Consider the following 15,616-nt stretch of genomic DNA (forward strand, 5'->3'; position numbering starts at 1 on the left):
GTGGCGCCGGCGGTGGCCGCCGCGCCGCCGCCCGCCGCCCCGCCCGTCCAGCGGCGGCGGCGCTGGCGCCGCGGGTTGCTGCTGTTGCTGCTGGCTGCTCTGGCCATACCATTGGTCCGTGGCTGTGACACCCGCGCACCGCCGCCTCGCCAGCTCGGCCCCGGTGAAAAGGCCCCGTTATCGGACAAGCTCGCGCTCTAACAAGGCGGCGTGCGGATGCGCGCGGAAGACATTGCCCCTGAGACCGAAGCCACAAAGGGTCGTGGTCAGCACCACCGCATCAAGGGCGGGCCACCAACGCCTCGCGTGCGCCGCCGGATCGTCCGCCACCTGTACTGTCAAGTGACCTGGAAAAACGGAGCGGCCGTTGCGACGCGTCCGCGCGGTTACCGCTGTGCCGGAAGGACAGCGGGCGATGTCCTCTGATCCATCGCATCAACGCGGACCTGCGCTCATACCGTCCAGCAGCGCCGTCGTTTGCTGTCGGATGTCTGCCCAATCTGGGAGAAATTGCGCTGCCAGCGTGACCTGCACGGCACTGTCTCCCCGCATCCACCACAACTGGCAGCTCAGTCCGGACTGGCACATCATCAGGATGCAAAGATGCTCCGGCCGCCCGTCCGCATAGAGAATCAGTTCACGCAATCCCTGGATGCCCCCGAGTCGTAGCAGGCCTGGCGGCGCCTCGCCTGCTTCGGGGACCAGCGATGCCAGCCGGAAGCCGGGCGACAGGGCGAACTGATCGATCATGCTGTTTTGCCACAGCGCCAGAAACCGGGTTCTTGGGTCCGGCAGGGTTGCCAGCGCCTCGACACGCGTGGTGGCGGACAAGTCCTGGAGCAGGATGTCTAGCAGCCCGTCCGCGTAGCCCAGTCTGTGCTGTGCCGGCGGGGGATGCATCCCCGGCCAAACTGGCTGCAGCCTCAGCGTTTGGGTGAAACCTCGGGGCGGTGGTTGAATACCGTCTTGTGGCAGCAATGCCGACGGCACGACATAGCGTTGCCCCGCGACTTCGGCCGACACGATCGTGGAAGCCTGAAGCGATGGTCCAAGGAGGAGGAGAACCAGGATAGAACGGATCATCGGACTTCAAAGGCCGACAGATGTAACATTGCGGATGGCACGTCACACGAATGCCGCATGCTCGACTGCCCCTGTCATCCATTCGTTCAAAATTCAGAATGAAAATGCATCCGTCACTGGCCAGGCGAACAGCCCGGCAGCACCCGGCTGAGCGTCCTCGCCACGATACCTACCCCCGCAGCCCATCGTCACCGTGCCGCCAGCCGCTGCAGCATGACCCCCAACAAGGTCAGCAGCACGCTGCCCAAGGTGGCTGCCCCTGCTGCCAGGACTGCCCTAAGCGGACCGGCATCCAGCGCTTCCTCCAGCCACCACAGTCCCAGGATGAACAGGATGGTCCACGGGCCGAGCAACAACCAGTCCAACGTTCGGCTATGGAGCACATCATCCTTGGAGGCGAAGCTTATGCCGATGGCCAGCAACCCTGCCACTGTACCGATACCAGCCGCCAACGCCACCCGCCCCAGCGACACGCTGTCCAACTCATGCTCGATCCGCCCCGCCAATGCGATGGTCATCGCGACCACCGCCCCGCGCAGGAGCCAGCGTGCCAGATGGCGGAGGGTGCTGTTGGTGGAGGGATGAGAAGGTCCACGGTCGTGACCTGAGCTGTGCATCATGCTTCTGCCTAGCGACTTGGCGAAGACGTTTCTACTGCTTGCGGATGTCAGCCTGCCCGCTGATCCACATGAGGATCGCTGTCCTGCGAAGCGGCTTCGCTTGGAAATGCAAAGTTATCGCACCTCAAAGCGTGCTCGTAGGATCAGGGGGGGGGCGGAATTCAAACCTGGTAGGTGATGAGGAGGCTGCAGGCGAACAATAGCGCTGCGGCGGAGCCGAGTGCGCTCCTGGCACCGTGCAGACTGCTCCAGAGACGCAGCAAGTGACGGCTTTCCGCCCCCGCGTCCTCCGGCTGCATCGTCATCAACTGCTTGTTCGTCGGCATGATGACCAGCATCGTGAACGGCCAGTTGGCGAGCCGCAGCAGCCTTCCCACCATCCACTGCTATTCGAGCAGGTAGTACCAGGCAACGAGCCCCGCGGCTCCTCCCAGCACGGCCAGGCCGGCCTGGATGGGCAGAGCACGTCTGTAGCTACTGCCACTGCGCGAGCAGGGGCTCATCTCCCAGGCCCATCCTGGCGGGATGTTCGACGAGAGTGATGTAGAGCGCGGCCCCAGCAAACAGGGTCGCAGCGACAAGGGCAATAAGGCCAAAGACCACCTGAATTCTCCTCTGGTGCGCTACGGGAGACGCGACCATGCCTGATGCGTCTCCCCGATACCGATCGGGTTGAGACGCCGAGGCTGAGAAGAGCCCGTCCAAGGATGGGTGCAGGAGCGACCAACCTGCCACTCTATTTTCGGCGCGGCCACAATGCCGGATGCCCATGGAGATGGCAACGCGCTTATCGAGCGATCCAGTGCCCGGTGACGGCTTGCTTCGGTCAGAAGCGAACCAACCGATGCGCGCAAGCTGTCTCATGCAACGGTCGGAGACTTCTAACTCTCCCCCGTACCCCTACGACGCGGGAAGCTTCATCTTCATAAGATCCCGGATCAGCGCCGTGTCCGCAGGCGAAACCGGGTTGTAGACGATCATGCCGAGATCCGACCGTTCCTCGACCACGAAGGAGGAGTATTCCAACTCGATGACGCCGAGGGTCGGATGGCGCAGGCGCTTGGTTCCCCCGCCATGGGCACCCACTTCGTTCTCCCGCCAGAGCGCCGTGAACTCAGGACTGATCTGACACAGCTCGTCCACCAGCTGGCTGACCTCGGACATAGCGCCAGCCCGCGCCGCATCCGCGCGGAAGGCACCGACCACAAAGCGGGCGACGCTTTCCCAGTCGTGCTGAGCAGCGCGGACCCGGGACTGGCCGAACATCAGGCGCAGGATATTACGCTGCCCGGGGGGGAGGGCGCCGTAGTCCGTCAATACCGCCGCGGCCGCCCGGTTCCACGCCAACACATCCCAGGTGGCGGTCTTGATGATCGCGGGACTGAACTCAAGCGCGTCGAGCAGCCGCTGCAACCGCGGCGACACGCCATCGGCCGCCCTGTAGCGCACCTCCGGCGGTCGTCCGAGGCCGAGCAGGAACAGATGCTCGCGCTCCATGTCGGTCAGCATAAGCGCGCGAGCGATCCGGTTCAGCACCTCGGCGGAGGGAGCACCGCCCCGTCCCTGCTCCAGCCAGGTGTACCAAGTGACGCTGATATTCGCGCGCCCGGCGACCTCTTCCCGGCGCAGGCCCGTCGTCCTGCGGCGGGATGTGGAGAAGCCCAGAGCTGCGGCGTCCAGGCGACTGCGCCGGTCTTTGAGGTAAGCGCCCAACCCGCTTTCCGCTGCCGCTAGACCAATCAAGATGGTGGACCTTATACCCCGATAACGTCACAGCTTTAACAGGGTCAGGAGGAGGTGGATATCCGTCGAAGGACAGCAAACAGGCTTTCGACATGCGTGTGTTCGTGACCGGCGCGACCGGGTTCATTGGGTCGCGGCTTATCCCCGAACTCATCCAGGCCGGGCATCAGGTGCTTGGCCTCACCCGCTCGGCCGCCGGTGCCGAGAGGCTCGCGGCCCTGGGCGCGCAGGCGCATCGTGGGGCGCTGGATGACTTGGTCAGCCTGCGCCGCGGCGCCGCAAAGGCTGATGGCGTCATCCATTGCGCCTTCGACCACGACTTCTCGAACTATGCGACCAATTGCGAGAATGACCGGCGCGTCATTGAGGCGATCGGCACGGAGCTTGCCGGCTCCGACCGCCCGCTGGTCATCACCTCCGCCATTGGGATGGGCAGCCCGGGCCACGGGGAACCTGCACGGGAGGAGATCTTTAACCTCGACCACCCAAACCCTCGCCGAGCCTCCGAGTTCGCCGGCGGGGCACTGTTACAGGCCGGCGTCAACGTCTCAGTCATGAGGCTGCCGCAGGTCCACGACACCATCCGGCAGGGCCTGGTCTCGCCGCTGATCGAACTGGCCCGTGCTAAGGGCGCCGCCGCCTATGTGGGCGACGGCCTGACCCGATGGTCGGCGACCCATATCACCGACGTCGCTCGCCTCTACCGGCTGGCATTGGAAAAAGCGAAGCCGGGCGGCCGCTACCACGCGGTGGATGAGGAGGGTGTGACGGCCCGTGATATTGCGGAGGTCATCGGGCAGGGCCTGCGTGTGCCGGTGATCTCGATCCCGCCCGGCGAGGTGCAGGACCATTTCGGACCGCTCGGCATCTTCGCCGACCTCGACATGCGAGCCTCCGGGCTATGGACGCAGAAGCGGCTGGACTGGAAGCCGAGGGGGCCAGGCCTGCTCGAGGACCTCCGGGCGATGGACTACGGAGCTATTTGACCAAGCGAGGGAGATAAAGCAGCCTCGAGCCCGGCTACGAGCATTGGAGCAGGCGGTGGCCGTTTCCATGGGAAATCACCGGCCGAGTTCAGGCATCATCGAACCAGCCAAGCGATTCACGATGAGGGCTCTTTTGATGCCCAACTCTGAAGGCTCGATGTTCAAGCTTAACCCTGCGCCAAAGATCATTACCTTCGACTGCTACGGCACGCTCGTGCAATGGCACGAGGTGCTGCTGCGGGAAATTGGAGCAGCCCTCGTCGTACAAGGTTGCGGCGTGGCAGAGGCTGCCGCGGTCCTCGACACCTTCTCGCGGCACTCGCGGCGCCTGGAGGTAGAGAGACCCCACCGCCTGTATAGGGACATCCTGCGCATCAGCTTTCGTGCGGCTCTCACGGAGCATAGCGTCGCTGCTAGCGATGACATTATGGAACCTCTCGCGGCCACGATCCCGACCATGGGGCCACATCCCGAGGTACCGGATGTGCTGCGGCGGCTGCGCGAGCGCTAAAGCTCGCGGTCTTCACGAACTCGGATGAAGACCTCATCGTCCATAACCTGACCCGGCTTGGCGTGCCGATCGACTACGTGATGACCGCCGAACGAGCGCAAGTCTACAAGCCGTCCCCAAAGCTCTTCGAGCAAGCTTATCGCATGTTGGGAGTCAGGCTGGATGAAACGGTTCATGTCGTGATGGGCATGTTTCTCGACATGAAGGCCTGTCACACGTTTGGAGTGCGGGGTATCTGGGTGAAGCGGCTGGGGCAACACGGAAATTTGGACTAGCTTCCCTATGCAGCAGTCTCTGATTTAAGTGGAGCCGCGGCGCTCCTCCTGCCAGCACAAGACGGATTAGGCGCTGCTTCAGGTCGATAGCGGGCGGATCAAGCCAGTTGCCGGCCGACAATCTGCTAGGCACGCGATGCCGGGATTGTCGTGCCGACGTACAAGCGGCTGGGGGCCATGCAGCCACGCCAGACGGGGGCGGGGGTCCGCACGCCCGTTCCGCCGCCCAGGCAACATGAAAGCTTCTGGAGCGTTATTGGTTCTACCGCGCCGCTCCTGTTCGCTTGGGGCCTCCTGGCCATGTGTCGGCGGACGACCAAGCGCTAGAGCGTGCGCGGTGTCCACAATCGCAGCGGGTGATCGCTCGGGAGACGGCGTGCTCGCTCCCGAGCAGTGTGGCAAGCCTGGGCTTTGAGTTACGTCAGCGCGGATTAATCCGGTTGAAGACGGTGTCGAAGCTGCCGGTGGCTTCCGCCGTCCGCTGCGGCTTGACCCGCTCGACCAGGATCTCAACGGCATCTGGGTTGGCTGCCAGTAGGTCCATGCTTTCGCGGATGAAGTCCGCTAGCGGCAGAGCCTGCGGGTTGTCGCGCTGGCCAGGCGTCAGGTCCGTGGCCACCAGCGGCGGCGCCCATTCGATGACCTGTACGCGTGTGTCACGCAGCTGATGGCGCAGGGCGATGCTGTAGGAGTGGATGGCCGCCTTTGTCGCTGAATAGGTTGGTGTGTCGGCGCGCGGCACGAAGGCCAGGCCGGACGAGACATTCACCACGGAAGCCTTCGGACGCGCGAGCAGGTGCGGCAGCAGGGCCGTGGTCAGACGGATGGGGCCGAGCAGGTTGGTGGTGATCGTGGCCTCAGCAACTGCCAGTGCATCCGGATCGGTGAGCACCTGCTCGACTTGCATGATGCCGGCGTTGTTAAACAAGACGTTCAGCCCCGGATGCTCAGCGACCATGCGCGCAGCGAAGTCGCGGATGGCGGCGGCATCACTGATGTCGAGGGTCGCGAAGTGCATGCCAGGATTGGCCGCCACCACGGCCTCCAGCGGGGCCCGGCGCCGCCCGGCGATGATGACGGCATTGCCCGCCGCATGCAGGGCCTCGGCCAGACCCCGGCCGATGCCCGTGCCGCCGCCGGTGATCAGGATGGTGTTGCCAGCGATATCCATGGCTGTGCTCCAGAGTGGAAGAGCACCTTGTGGCCTGTCCCGAAGCGTTCGATAATCTGGATTCTGCTTCCTGTCCTGTGAAGAAGAACTCAACAATGACGACGCGAAACCTTGCCGAGCTTGAGGCCTTCGCGGCCATCGCCAGTGCAAAGAGCTTCCGTAAGGCTGCCGCGAAACGCGGCGTCTCCGTCTCGGCGCTGAGCCTGACCATGCGCAATCTGGAGGAGCGCATGGGGGTGCGGCTGCTTCATAGGACCACCCGCAGCGTCTCGCCTACCGAGGCCGGGCAGCGACTGCTCCAGCGGCTGCAGCCAGCGCTGGACGAGATCGCGGCAGCCGTCGACATGGTCAACGACTTCCGTGCCCGGCCGACCGGCACCGTCCGCATCAACGCGCCGATCCCGGCCCTCGAAACTTGCTTGGCGCCACTGGCAGGTGCGTTCCTCGCCGCCAATCCGGAGGTTTCGCTGGAATTGATCAGCGATGCCGCCCGGGTCGACATCGTGGAGAACGGTTTCGACGCGGGCGTGCGCTTCGGCGAGGACTTGGCGCAGGACATGATTGCCACGCCCATCGGTGGTCCTCTGCGCTACCTCGTGCTCGGCACACCGGCTTATCTTGCGCAGCATGGGGTGCCGGAACAGCCGGAAGACCTGCTGCGCCATCGCTGCGTGCGACACCGCTTCCCCAGCGGCAGCATGTTCCCGTGGGAGTTCGAGAAGGCTGGACGGAAAGTGAGCATCACACCGGAGGGTCCGCTGACGGTGAACGACCCCCGCGTGAGCCTACGGGCCGGACTGGACGATGTGGGCTTGATCCGTCTCGTGGAGGAGTACGTCCAGCCCGGCATCGCGGCGGGGCAACTCGTGCCGGTGCTGGAGGATTGGTCTCCGCCGCTGCCGAACTGGTTCCTGTACTATCCAAGCCGGCGCCAGATGTCCTCGGCCTTCCGAACTTTCCTCGACTTCGTGGCAAGCAACGTGCCGCCTGTGCCATGACCTGATAAGGCATTATCGCGTGCCTTCGACTGCCAGCTTGATGTCGCAGAAGAGGAAGGCATCGAGCAAGCTTGATTGGGATCCTCTGACGGGCGGTACCACCTCTGGCACAGGACATCCCCTCTGGGATGTTAGAGGGCCGTACACATGACCGATCCCGCCAACACCGAAGGTTTCAAGAACTGGGGCACTGGGCCGTCCAGCGCGCGGCCTGAAAGCGTCGGACCACACGATGTGAATGAGGGACAGTTCGACCCCGACGCCAAGCCGATGGACCCATCCAAAGACTACAACGGCCAACCAGGCGACAATAAAGGCCTGGGCATCAAGGATGGCCCCGGCGGCCCAGTGAATATCAAGGTTAAGGGCAGCGACGAACCCGAAAAGGTCCCAGAGACCAATAAACCCCGCACTGGCGGCTGATTACGATCCCTGCCTGTCACCCTTATTGGCAGATGGGCGGCTGGCTGAGTGGCCCTGCTTTCAAGGACAGGGCGGGGGTTAGAGGCAATCCCCGCATCGCCTCCATCTCTTCGCCGGGCATCCCAACGAGTTCTGGCCTTGGTGCGCTCTACCATCGCTACGGGAAGGACATTTTGGGATCGACCGTGGACCACCTCACGCAGCGCTACTATGGTACTTAGCCGCCCTCTCCCAGGTAGAGGGCGGAAAGCGGTCCAAGATGCTGCATGGTACTGCCACCGACTTGGCCGGCCACCTTGGTTGTTCAACAGAGAGGCGCTCAGTGACGCTACGGTATTTTGCGACCCTCGCATGGCAGGCTGATTACGGGCAGTTCTACTGGTCGACCCCGAGGACACGGCCTTCATATCACCAACCGAGATAACGGCCGAGATGGAGAAGCGCTGTTTCCAAGCCCTTCCCTGCGGTTGGAGGTGGTGAAGCTGCCGGAGTGACCTGTCCCCGTAGAAGTGGGCCGCCGATCGTGTGAGATCGGTGGTGCAATTTGGAGGGTTGGAATGGCTCGGAAGCAGCACAAGCCTGAGGAGATCGTGGCCAAGCTCCGGCAGGTCGAGGTTCTGGTGGGTCAGGGCAAGACGGTGGCTGACGGTGCTCGGGCCATCGGGGTGACGGAGGCGACCTATTATCGCTGGCGATCGGAGTATGGCGGCCTGAAGCTGGACCAAGTTCGTCGGCTGAAGCAGCTCGAGCAGGAGAACAGCCGCCTCCGGCGGGCAGTATCGGACCTGACGCTGGAGAAGGTGATCCTGAAGGAAGCCGCTTCGGGAAACTTCTGAGCGCTGCCCGTCGTCGCGTCGCGGTGAACCATGTCACAGCGGCGTTGCAGGTCTCTGAGCGCACGGCCTGCCGGGTGCTGGGCCAGAACCGTTCGACGCAGCGCAAGCCGCGGCGGGCGGCCGACGACGAGGCAGCGCTGACCCGGGCTATTGTTAGACTGGCCAAGCAGTATGGCCGCTACGGTTACCGGCGCATCACCGCCCTGCTGCGCGCTGAGGGCTGGGCGTGCAACCACAAGCGGGTGGAGCGGATCTGGCGGGCCGAGGGGCTGAAGGTGCCACCGCGACAGCCAAAGCGCGGGCGGTTGTGGCTGAATGACGGATCCTGCGTGCGGCTACGCCCGGAGCGGGCGAACCACGTTTGGGCCTACGACTTCGTGGAGGACCGCACCCGGGACGGACGCAAGCTGCGGATGCTGAACGTGGTGGACGAGTTCAGCCGCGAATGCCTGGCGATCCGGGTGGCGCGCAAGCTGAACTCCCTCGACGTCATCGACGTGCTGGCGGACCTGTTCATCCTGCGCGGGATCCCCGGGCACATCCGCTCGGACAACGGACCGGAGTTCGTGGCCACCGCGGTGAAGAGCTGGATCACCGGGGTGGGTGCCGGAACGGCCTACATCGAGCCGGGCAGCCCGTGGGAGAACGGCTACGTGGAAAGCTTCAACGGCAAGCTCAGGGACGAGCTGCTCAATGCTGAGGTGTTCAACAACCTGGCGGAAGCCCGCGTGCTGATCGAGCAATGGCGCAAGCACTACAACACGGTACGCCCGCACTCCGCGCTGCGCTATCGGCCACCCGCGCCGGAGGTGATACTGACATTACCAGCCGTGCTGACGGGAACGCCAAGTCCCGCCGGTTCAACCCCACCCAGGCCGCCCGTACACTGACATTTTGCTCGGATCACCTCATGGGGGCTGGTCACTTCATGCTGCTGCCGCGGCGCTGGGTGGTCGAGCGATCCTTTGCCTGGGCAACACGGTTCCGGCGGCTGGTGAAGGACTATGGAGCGCTACGCCAGCACCCTTGCCGATCTGCACCTCGTCGCCCTCGCCTGCCTCATGCTCAAGCAGGCCGCTCAACTCGCCGCAGGTTCATAACAACCTCTAGGCGGCTAATGAATATTTTCTAGCTTGCTCCGAGTTCCCCGGAGTTCACGGATCGCGAGCAGGACATTCATCCATCGACTGATCCCTTCGTGGTCTCCTGCAAAGTAGAAACGATCGACATGCTCAAGTGCCTTGGCTTCAGCATCGTCACCAAAGCGGTTCATCGTAGCTTGTGCCGATCTGTAGTCGTCTAGCGAAGCCGAGGATAGGGGATCGAGGTTATAGAAGGGTGTCATGTTACTTTGTCGCCTAGCGTAGTCAGCGGCGCAGCAGCCATGAAGGTCTTAATGATTGAAGGCTGCCGCACGCTCACACGGACGTTCTCAAAAAGTCTTCTGCGTGGTCAACGCAGCGTATGAGGCACGCTGACACGGAGCAGATTGGCCGTGCTGAACAGAATGCGTGCGCAGGGTTCCTCCGCATGGGCCGCAGCGACCGCCAGATGTTCGATGGTGCGGATCACCCCCTCGATACGTTGGGCGAAGGTCATATCTGCGTCGTCAACGAGAGCACCGTTCGAAGCCTGGGCAGCAGGGTCGAGGGCATCCATGGCGTGAGTCCATATTGGCTGGCTATTCCTCACGGGTTCGTGAGTGAGCGCATCTTGCCAAGCTTTGTCACGGCCACAAGGGCGGCTTTTTAACCCTTTGCATCATAAATGCGACAGTGTTTTTGCTCGAAATGAGCAGACAGCCGTAAAGTCATGTTTAAAATCAGTTTATGGATCTCTGTCGAGAAAAATTACATTTCGTTCAAGCGATGAAGTGCCTTGCATGTGTCCATTAACCTACTGCTAACCTTGGGTTGTTTGACAGCCCAGGAAGGTTTGGAGCATTCCAGCCGCCATGAGCCGACCCGACCTCACAGAACTCCAATCAAGTGTGCACGCCGCGCTGCTCACCGCTATCCGCGATGAACTGGGAGAGAGCGTGCTTGACCGCCATCGCCTGCTTGAATGCTATACCTCGCTCAAGCGCAGCCTGTCAGAGGCTCCATCACCAAATGACGCGGTCATCAGCGACATGGGCTATCGGGCCATGCTGGCTGCAGAACTTGAAACCGTGTTCATGCAACTGTACGACAAAGCACGGGATTGCTGATCATCCTGTGGAAGCCTGTCCAGGACGCAGGTACTTCTTCACTTAAGCGTAAGTTTGATAAGTACGGCGTCCGCCTCGCTTAGGCATATGTGCTGCGCACGCTAGTCTCTCAGCGTGCTGAGGGCGCCGTGGCCGAGGATGTCCGCCCGGCCATGCAGTCACTCATGAAGCTGTGGCGGCCCCCTGCGGTCAATGGCCGGGCCCCCACATCGGTACTGCAAGCTGTCATGCGATTGCGTTGAGTAACCTGTGCCGCAGTGGGTTGGCAGGTTAGGGAACACCTCTATCCCAGCGAGGCCGCACAAACCTGACAGAGCATAGAACGACAATCCATGCGGCTCAGGATCCGTACCTCGGGCTAGGCGTTGATGGGATTGGCTGATGCTACGGCAGCCCGAGGTGTTGCCATGGCGGACCTGTTCTGGCTGACGAAGGCGTAGATCCGCAGGATCGCGCCCTACTTCCCGCTTTCGCACGGCGTGCCACGGGTGGACAACCAGCGGGTGGTCAGCGGCATCATCTACGTCATTCGTCACGGGCTGCGCTGGCGCGACGCACTTGGCCAGTACGGGCCGCATGAGACGCTGTACCACCGTTTTATTCGCTGGAGCCGCCTTGGCGTGTTCAACCGCACCTTCGCATGCCTTGCAGGGCAGGCCGGTGAGCCCGACCGCTTGATGATCAACGCCACCCACCTCAAGGCCTATCGCACAGCAGTCAACCTACTAGAAAAAGGGGGCTGTTCCCCGCCGTATCGGAAGGACCAAAGGCGGCTTGAACTCCAAGCTCCACGCTGCCTGCGAGGGAAAGGGCCGACCGCTGGTCCTGCTGCTCACCGAGGGCGAGATGAGCGATCACAAGGGCGCGACGCTGATGCTACCCAGCCTGCCACGGGCCAAGGAATTGATGGGCGACAAGGGCTACGACAGCAACCGCTTCCGCCAAGCGTTGATCCAGCGCGGCATCGCTCCCTGCATCCCATCGAGCCGCAGCCGCAGGCTACCACTCCCCTACGACAAGGCGCTCTACCGGCAACGTTATCGCATCGAGAACATGCTCGGCCGTTTGAAAGACTGGCGCCGCATCGCCATGCGCTACGACCGATGCGCCCACACTTCCCTGTCCGCCATCTGCCTCGCTACAATCGTCTTTTTCTGGATTAGTGAGTTCCGAGCCTAGAGGCTGTTATGGACCTTCGGATCGGTAACGATCAGGTTGCGGGGGCATGAGTGTCCGCAAGTCCTACCCCTCTGATGTGTCTGATGAAGAGGTGGCGCTGGTCGCGCCGTACCTGGTGCTGCTGCCCAAGCACGCTGGGCAGCGGGAGCACAGCTTGCGCGAGGCGATCAACGGCCTGCGCTATGTCCATCAAGACCGGCGCGCCCTGGCGCTGGATGCCAAACGACCTGACGCCCTGGGCTGCCGTCTATCAACAGGCACAGCGCTGGCGGCGGCAGGCTGCTTCGAGGCGCTGGCCGAGGATCTCCGGACGGTGCTGCGGCAGGCGGCCGGACGAAAGGCGCAGCCCAACGCTGCCATCCTAGACAGCCGGACGATACGCTCCCCACCCGAAAGCAGCGAGCGAGCAGGATATGACGGCGCCAAGCGCAAGAAGGGCACGAAGCTGCATTTAGCGGTCGACACGCTGGACCATCTGCTGGCGCTGCACATCACGCCCGCCAGTGCGGATAATCGCGCTGAGGTTGGTCCCCTGGCGCAGGTGGTGCCAGGGGTCACCCATCTTGATGGCGAGCGCCTTGGCCTCCGCGGTGCGGGCGATGGCGCAGCCGTCGTTGTTGGACAGCACCACCAACGGCTGGGTGCGCAGCGTTGGCGCGAAGGCGCGCTCGGCGGAGCAGTAGAAGCTGTTGTCGTCGATCAGGCCGTAGACGGCGGGCATCTCACACCCGCTCACGCACCAAGCTGGCGACCACGGCCCAGATCTCAGCCTCCTCGCCCAGCAACAATGGCTCGCGGTCGGCTTGGCTGGAGCGCAGCCACCACCGGCCTGCACGCCAGCGCAACTGGCCCAGCAGCACCTCGCCGCCGATCATGATGATGGCCACCACGCCGGAGCGGGACTCCGCCGCGGCGTCGACGATCAGCACATCGCCGGTCAGGATGCCGCGCTGGGCCAGGGCCTCGCCCAGCACGCGCACCGGTTGCGGTTGCGGTTGGGTCGGCGCAGGTCGAGCACGTCGGACAGGTCGATCGGCCGCTTCAGGTGGTCGCCGGCGGGGGACACGACGCCGGTGGTCTCGGCGCTGGGATAGCCCAATGGCCCGGCAGGCAAGTCGGGATGGCGCGGCGGGGTCATCGCCGAGGCTGCGGCGGCTCAGCGCTGTACGTAGCCTGGTCGACGAAACTGCTCATCCGGCAGAGCTCGAATGCGCCACAAGGTCCAGCATACCGCCTGCTGGTAGCAATCGAGCCGGGGGGGCCCACTGCTGGCGCGGATCGACAAGTAACCAACATCTACGCCGAGCACAGACCCAGAGGCTGTAAGGCCGCTGGGCGCTTGCGTGCTCCGACGGGACAACAGCCTACCGAACAAGCGTCACCAGCTCGGAGTATACTGGCAGAGCCGCATCGGCGGTGAAGAGGCGAACTGGCTCGCTCATGGCCTGGGCAATGAGCAGGCGATCAAAGGGATCGCGATGATGCGGTGGTAGGTTGGCGACCCGGATGGTCGCCACAGCGCGCACGGGTAGCTCCACAAAGCCGGTATCCAGCGCGGCCAGCAGGATCTGGCCAGGATCGCAGGTGAAGTCCGAGCGCCCCAGCGCGACCTTGATGGCGATCTCCCACAGGCTGGCAGCGCTGAACAGCACCTCGTTCTGCGGATCCTCCAGCACAGCGCGTGTGGTCGCATCCAGCCGCTCTGGGCTGGTGAGCGCCCAGAGCAGCAGGTGTGTATCCAACAGTAGACGCATCAGCCCCGCTCGAAGATTGCCACCACGTCGTCCGGCAACGCCGCATCAAAGTCGTCCGGCACGTGGATCCGTCCGGCCAACCGACCGAGCTGGCGGCGGGGCATGGCCGCGACCTCTTGCAACGGCACCAGGCGGGCAACGGGGCGCCCGGCGCGGGCGATCAGGATCTCCTCGCCTGCCGCAGCGGCGTCGACCAGACGGGACAGGTGGGTTTTGGCGGCGTGAATGTTGACAGTCTGCATGAATGCTCCTTAAGGCGACGTTATCAAATGGACTAAGCTTAGTCCACCGAAAATGACCTGCGGATGAGTGGCCATGATGCAAGAAGATACCCTCCGCTGACCGCGGTCATTCAACAACCTTCTCAGGACTTGCCAGCAGGCCAATCATTGCTCGGCTAAGGTTGAGCCGGCGCTACGATGGATAGCTGTGGCGGCTGCGCGGTGAGTGAGATCTATCGATCTTGTTCACTCCGCTCAGTGACTCGCTGCAGCGTTTACCAAGCGTTCATTTGGGCCTGCTACAAGATCCGCACTGCGGCGGCGTGGTGAACGCCCTAACTGGTGACAGGCCCTAATCGGACCAGCGCTGGCCATCAGGCCCGTGTGGAAGGGAGCAAGCAGACCGAATCCAACTCAGCACCACCTGAGCAATTTACGATGAACCTAGAGGAACCTACGTCGGCGGTGTGCACATCGTATCGGTGTGATGAGTGGGTTGAATAGTCGTTGAGGTTGGTATGTGACGCCACAGTGGGCGAGGGTCGCAGACCAGCACCAAGGTCCTTATTGTCCCCGCCTCGCCCGGTCAGGCAGCGATGTGATAGGGGCTGTTAGGGACCTGAAGGTCTTTAACGAGCAGGTTGCGTGATATGAGTATCTGCAAGCCTTATCCCCCCGACGTTTCTGATGATAAGTGGTCGCTGGTCACGCCCGACCTGACGCTGATGCCCGAGCATGTCGGGCAAAGCGAGCACTGCTGTGCGAGGTATTTAACGGCCCGCGATACGCGATCAAGGCCGGCGCCCTTGACGCTGGATGTCATACGATCTGCCAACCTGGGCGGCCGTCTATCAGTGGGCGCGGCGCTGGTTGGCGGATGGCGGCTTCGAGGCCCAGGTTAAGGACCTTCGGATGGTACTGCGCTTTGCTGACGGACGAGAAGCGCAGCCCAGCGCTGCCATTGCTGATAGCCGGAGGTTGTGTTCCTCACCTGAGTGTAAGGAGCGGGCTGTGGTCGAGCCAAGCGTAAGAAGGGTTTTAGGCCGCATCTGGCGTTCGACACTCTCGGCCATCTGCTCGCGCTGCACGTCAGGCCTACCAGCGCGGATGACCCCGCTGAAGTCGGACGGCTTGCCCAGGCAATACAGGGTCTCCACCTGTTAGAGTATCACACTGGCCTATGTCGACTAGGGCTACACCGGTACGCGGGCGGCCGAAACTGCCAGAGCACGGCATCGAACTGGATGTGGTAAAGCGGCCAGAAGCCAAGCGCCGCTTCGCATTTCTGCCATAGCGCAGGGTGGTCGAGCGATCCTTTGCCTGAGCGACACGCTTGCAGAGGCTAGTGAAAAACTATCAGCGTTATGTAAGCACCCTTGCCGATTTCCACCTCGTCGCCTTCGCATGCCTCATGCATACGTATGTTCCCCCAAGCGCCGCGGGTACATAGCAGCCTCTCTCGTCTGCGGTAGCAGTGGAGAAGTGATCTCGTCAGCGTAAACCACCTGTGGCGGAACGCGTCGCTGGTGACCGCCTGAGGCACAAAAAGATAATTTGATTAACTCCATCAAACTACCCTCAGAGAAATTTTGTGAGGGAATTGGGCT

General features: G+C 63.0%; 19 protein-coding genes and 5 pseudogenes. 11 read left to right on the top strand and 13 right to left on the bottom strand.

The features are described from left to right. Positions 1-435 precede the first annotated feature (435 nt). The 4 genes from IAI59_RS21840 to IAI59_RS21855 all read right to left on the bottom strand — a co-directional run bounded on the left by IAI59_RS21840 (position 436) and on the right by IAI59_RS21855 (position 3,416). Complete coding sequence (locus tag IAI59_RS21840; RefSeq protein WP_207419787.1) at positions 436-1,083, bottom strand: hypothetical protein; 648 nt, start codon at positions 1,081-1,083, stop codon at positions 436-438. 188 nt (positions 1,084-1,271) lie between these two features. Then, positions 1,272-1,601, bottom strand: a complete 330-nt coding sequence (locus IAI59_RS21845) for a hypothetical protein (RefSeq protein ID WP_207419786.1) — start codon at positions 1,599-1,601, stop codon at positions 1,272-1,274. A 263-nt stretch (positions 1,602-1,864) separates the two neighbouring features. Next, positions 1,865-2,083, bottom strand: a complete 219-nt coding sequence (locus IAI59_RS23215) for an anthrone oxygenase family protein (protein ID WP_207419785.1) — start codon at positions 2,081-2,083, stop codon at positions 1,865-1,867. 520 nt (positions 2,084-2,603) lie between these two features. Further along, positions 2,604-3,416 carry a helix-turn-helix transcriptional regulator gene (locus IAI59_RS21855; protein WP_237181050.1) on the bottom strand — a complete coding sequence of 271 codons (813 nt, stop codon included), beginning with the start codon at positions 3,414-3,416 and terminating at the stop codon, positions 2,604-2,606. A gap of 122 nt (positions 3,417-3,538) precedes the next feature. Between IAI59_RS21855 and IAI59_RS21860 the strand changes: the two genes are divergently transcribed. From IAI59_RS21860 to IAI59_RS21870, 3 genes are read left to right on the top strand one after another with little or no spacing between them, the layout of a single operon-like run. Further along, positions 3,539-4,432 carry an SDR family oxidoreductase gene (locus IAI59_RS21860; protein ID WP_207419784.1) on the top strand — a complete coding sequence of 298 codons (894 nt, stop codon included), beginning with the start codon at positions 3,539-3,541 and terminating at the stop codon, positions 4,430-4,432. A gap of 55 nt (positions 4,433-4,487) precedes the next feature. Further along, complete coding sequence (locus tag IAI59_RS21865; protein WP_207419783.1) at positions 4,488-4,943, top strand: HAD family hydrolase; 456 nt, start codon at positions 4,488-4,490, stop codon at positions 4,941-4,943. 47 nt (positions 4,944-4,990) lie between these two features. Beyond that, positions 4,991-5,218: an HAD family hydrolase gene (locus IAI59_RS21870; RefSeq protein ID WP_237181057.1), complete on the top strand. Its 228-nt coding sequence runs from the start codon at positions 4,991-4,993 to the stop codon at positions 5,216-5,218. A gap of 421 nt (positions 5,219-5,639) precedes the next feature. Here the strand turns inward: IAI59_RS21870 and IAI59_RS21875 are convergent, their stop codons facing one another. Continuing rightward, entirely contained in the window at positions 5,640-6,389 is a 750-nt protein-coding gene (locus tag IAI59_RS21875; protein ID WP_207419782.1) for an SDR family oxidoreductase, read from the bottom strand. 14 nt (positions 6,390-6,403) lie between these two features. Here IAI59_RS21875 and IAI59_RS21880 point away from each other — a divergent pair, with 14 nt between their 5' ends. From IAI59_RS21880 to IAI59_RS21895, 4 genes and pseudogenes are all read left to right on the top strand, one after another. Continuing rightward, the gene (locus IAI59_RS21880; RefSeq protein WP_237181254.1) at positions 6,404-7,387 is read left to right on the top strand and encodes a LysR family transcriptional regulator; all 984 of its coding nucleotides are present in this window, start codon (positions 6,404-6,406) and stop codon (positions 7,385-7,387) included. 147 nt (positions 7,388-7,534) lie between these two features. Next, on the top strand, positions 7,535-7,810 hold the full coding sequence (locus tag IAI59_RS21885; RefSeq protein WP_207419781.1) for a hypothetical protein: 276 nt from the start codon (positions 7,535-7,537) through the stop codon (positions 7,808-7,810). A 557-nt stretch (positions 7,811-8,367) separates the two neighbouring features. Further along, positions 8,368-9,536 (top strand): IS3 family transposase gene (locus IAI59_RS21890; RefSeq protein ID WP_207420058.1). Its coding sequence is split into 2 segments (ribosomal slippage): positions 8,368-8,632 and positions 8,632-9,536, totalling 1,170 coding nucleotides; the frame shifts between segments, so codons are not numbered across the junction. A gap of 35 nt (positions 9,537-9,571) precedes the next feature. Further along, positions 9,572-9,746, top strand: a pseudogene (locus IAI59_RS21895) (transposase); the annotation flags it as partial. Positions 9,747-9,760: 14 nt separating this feature from the next. Here the strand turns inward: IAI59_RS21895 and IAI59_RS21900 are convergent. Together IAI59_RS21900 and IAI59_RS21905 are read right to left on the bottom strand one after the other, a co-directional pair. Then, positions 9,761-9,991, bottom strand: coding sequence for a hypothetical protein (locus IAI59_RS21900; RefSeq protein WP_207420045.1), 231 nt, complete (start codon positions 9,989-9,991; stop codon positions 9,761-9,763). Between the two features lie 107 nt (positions 9,992-10,098). Continuing rightward, a complete protein-coding gene (locus IAI59_RS21905; RefSeq protein ID WP_207420046.1) occupies positions 10,099-10,305 on the bottom strand; it encodes a hypothetical protein in 207 nt (68 codons plus the stop codon). A 295-nt stretch (positions 10,306-10,600) separates the two neighbouring features. Here IAI59_RS21905 and IAI59_RS21910 point away from each other — a divergent pair, with 295 nt between their 5' ends. Continuing rightward, positions 10,601-10,855: a hypothetical protein gene (locus tag IAI59_RS21910; protein WP_207420047.1), complete on the top strand. Its 255-nt coding sequence runs from the start codon at positions 10,601-10,603 to the stop codon at positions 10,853-10,855. A 109-nt stretch (positions 10,856-10,964) separates the two neighbouring features. On the opposite strand, the pseudogene IAI59_RS23490 reads toward IAI59_RS21910, so the two are convergent. Further along, positions 10,965-11,090 (bottom strand): annotated as a pseudogene (locus IAI59_RS23490) (PsiF family protein); the annotation flags it as partial. A 205-nt stretch (positions 11,091-11,295) separates the two neighbouring features. On the opposite strand from IAI59_RS23490, the gene IAI59_RS21920 reads away from it, so the two are divergent. Both IAI59_RS21920 and IAI59_RS21925 read left to right on the top strand, forming a co-directional pair. Then, positions 11,296-12,034, top strand: a protein-coding gene (locus tag IAI59_RS21920) for an IS5 family transposase (protein ID WP_237181259.1) whose coding sequence is annotated in 2 segments (ribosomal slippage) — positions 11,296-11,583 and positions 11,585-12,034 — 738 coding nt in all. Because the reading frame shifts where the segments join, the coding sequence is not laid out codon by codon here. A 46-nt stretch (positions 12,035-12,080) separates the two neighbouring features. Then, a pseudogene (locus tag IAI59_RS21925) lies at positions 12,081-12,593 on the top strand (transposase); the annotation flags it as partial. On the opposite strand, the pseudogene IAI59_RS21930 reads toward IAI59_RS21925, so the two are convergent. The 5 genes and pseudogenes from IAI59_RS21930 to IAI59_RS21945 all read right to left on the bottom strand — a co-directional run. Next, positions 12,546-12,755: pseudogene (locus IAI59_RS21930) on the bottom strand (Y-family DNA polymerase); the annotation flags it as partial. The pseudogenes IAI59_RS21925 and IAI59_RS21930 overlap by 48 nt on opposite strands. 1 nt (position 12,756) lies before the next feature. Then, positions 12,757-13,008 carry a LexA family protein gene (locus IAI59_RS23220; protein WP_237181255.1) on the bottom strand — a complete coding sequence of 84 codons (252 nt, stop codon included), beginning with the start codon at positions 13,006-13,008 and terminating at the stop codon, positions 12,757-12,759. Then, entirely contained in the window at positions 12,972-13,172 is a 201-nt protein-coding gene (locus IAI59_RS23225; protein ID WP_237181092.1) for a hypothetical protein, read from the bottom strand. Before IAI59_RS23225 ends, IAI59_RS23220 begins: the two co-directional genes overlap by 37 nt. Before the next feature lie 226 nt (positions 13,173-13,398). Beyond that, a complete protein-coding gene (locus IAI59_RS21940) occupies positions 13,399-13,788 on the bottom strand; it encodes a type II toxin-antitoxin system VapC family toxin (protein ID WP_207420049.1) in 390 nt (129 codons plus the stop codon). Beyond that, entirely contained in the window at positions 13,788-14,030 is a 243-nt protein-coding gene (locus tag IAI59_RS21945; RefSeq protein ID WP_207420050.1) for a type II toxin-antitoxin system Phd/YefM family antitoxin, read from the bottom strand. The genes IAI59_RS21940 and IAI59_RS21945 overlap by 1 nt, the downstream gene beginning before the upstream one ends. A 629-nt stretch (positions 14,031-14,659) precedes the next feature. Between IAI59_RS21945 and IAI59_RS21950 the strand changes: the two are divergent. Further along, positions 14,660-15,459 (top strand): annotated as a pseudogene (locus tag IAI59_RS21950) (transposase). Positions 15,460-15,616 lie beyond the last annotated feature (157 nt).

Origin of the sequence: Roseomonas haemaphysalidis (assembly GCF_017355405.1) — a bacterium.
GTDB classification, from domain to species: Bacteria; Pseudomonadota; Alphaproteobacteria; order Acetobacterales; family Acetobacteraceae; genus Pseudoroseomonas; species Pseudoroseomonas haemaphysalidis.

Coding starts and splice junctions, on each gene's coding strand:
- IAI59_RS21840 (WP_207419787.1), bottom strand. CDS start 1,083: ATGATCCGTTCTATCCTGGTTCTCCTCCTCCTTGGACCATCGCTTCAG.
- IAI59_RS21845 (WP_207419786.1), bottom strand. CDS start 1,601: ATGACCATCGCATTGGCGGGGCGGATCGAGCATGAGTTGGACAGCGTG.
- IAI59_RS23215 (WP_207419785.1), bottom strand. CDS start 2,083: ATGGTGGGAAGGCTGCTGCGGCTCGCCAACTGGCCGTTCACGATGCTG.
- IAI59_RS21860 (WP_207419784.1), top strand. CDS start 3,539: ATGCGTGTGTTCGTGACCGGCGCGACCGGGTTCATTGGGTCGCGGCTT.
- IAI59_RS21875 (WP_207419782.1), bottom strand. CDS start 6,389: ATGGATATCGCTGGCAACACCATCCTGATCACCGGCGGCGGCACGGGC.
- IAI59_RS21885 (WP_207419781.1), top strand. CDS start 7,535: ATGACCGATCCCGCCAACACCGAAGGTTTCAAGAACTGGGGCACTGGG.
- IAI59_RS21900 (WP_207420045.1), bottom strand. CDS start 9,991: ATGACACCCTTCTATAACCTCGATCCCCTATCCTCGGCTTCGCTAGAC.
- IAI59_RS21905 (WP_207420046.1), bottom strand. CDS start 10,305: ATGGATGCCCTCGACCCTGCTGCCCAGGCTTCGAACGGTGCTCTCGTT.
- IAI59_RS21910 (WP_207420047.1), top strand. CDS start 10,601: ATGAGCCGACCCGACCTCACAGAACTCCAATCAAGTGTGCACGCCGCG.
- IAI59_RS23225 (WP_237181092.1), bottom strand. CDS start 13,172: ATGACCCCGCCGCGCCATCCCGACTTGCCTGCCGGGCCATTGGGCTAT.
- IAI59_RS21940 (WP_207420049.1), bottom strand. CDS start 13,788: ATGCGTCTACTGTTGGATACACACCTGCTGCTCTGGGCGCTCACCAGC.
- IAI59_RS21945 (WP_207420050.1), bottom strand. CDS start 14,030: ATGCAGACTGTCAACATTCACGCCGCCAAAACCCACCTGTCCCGTCTG.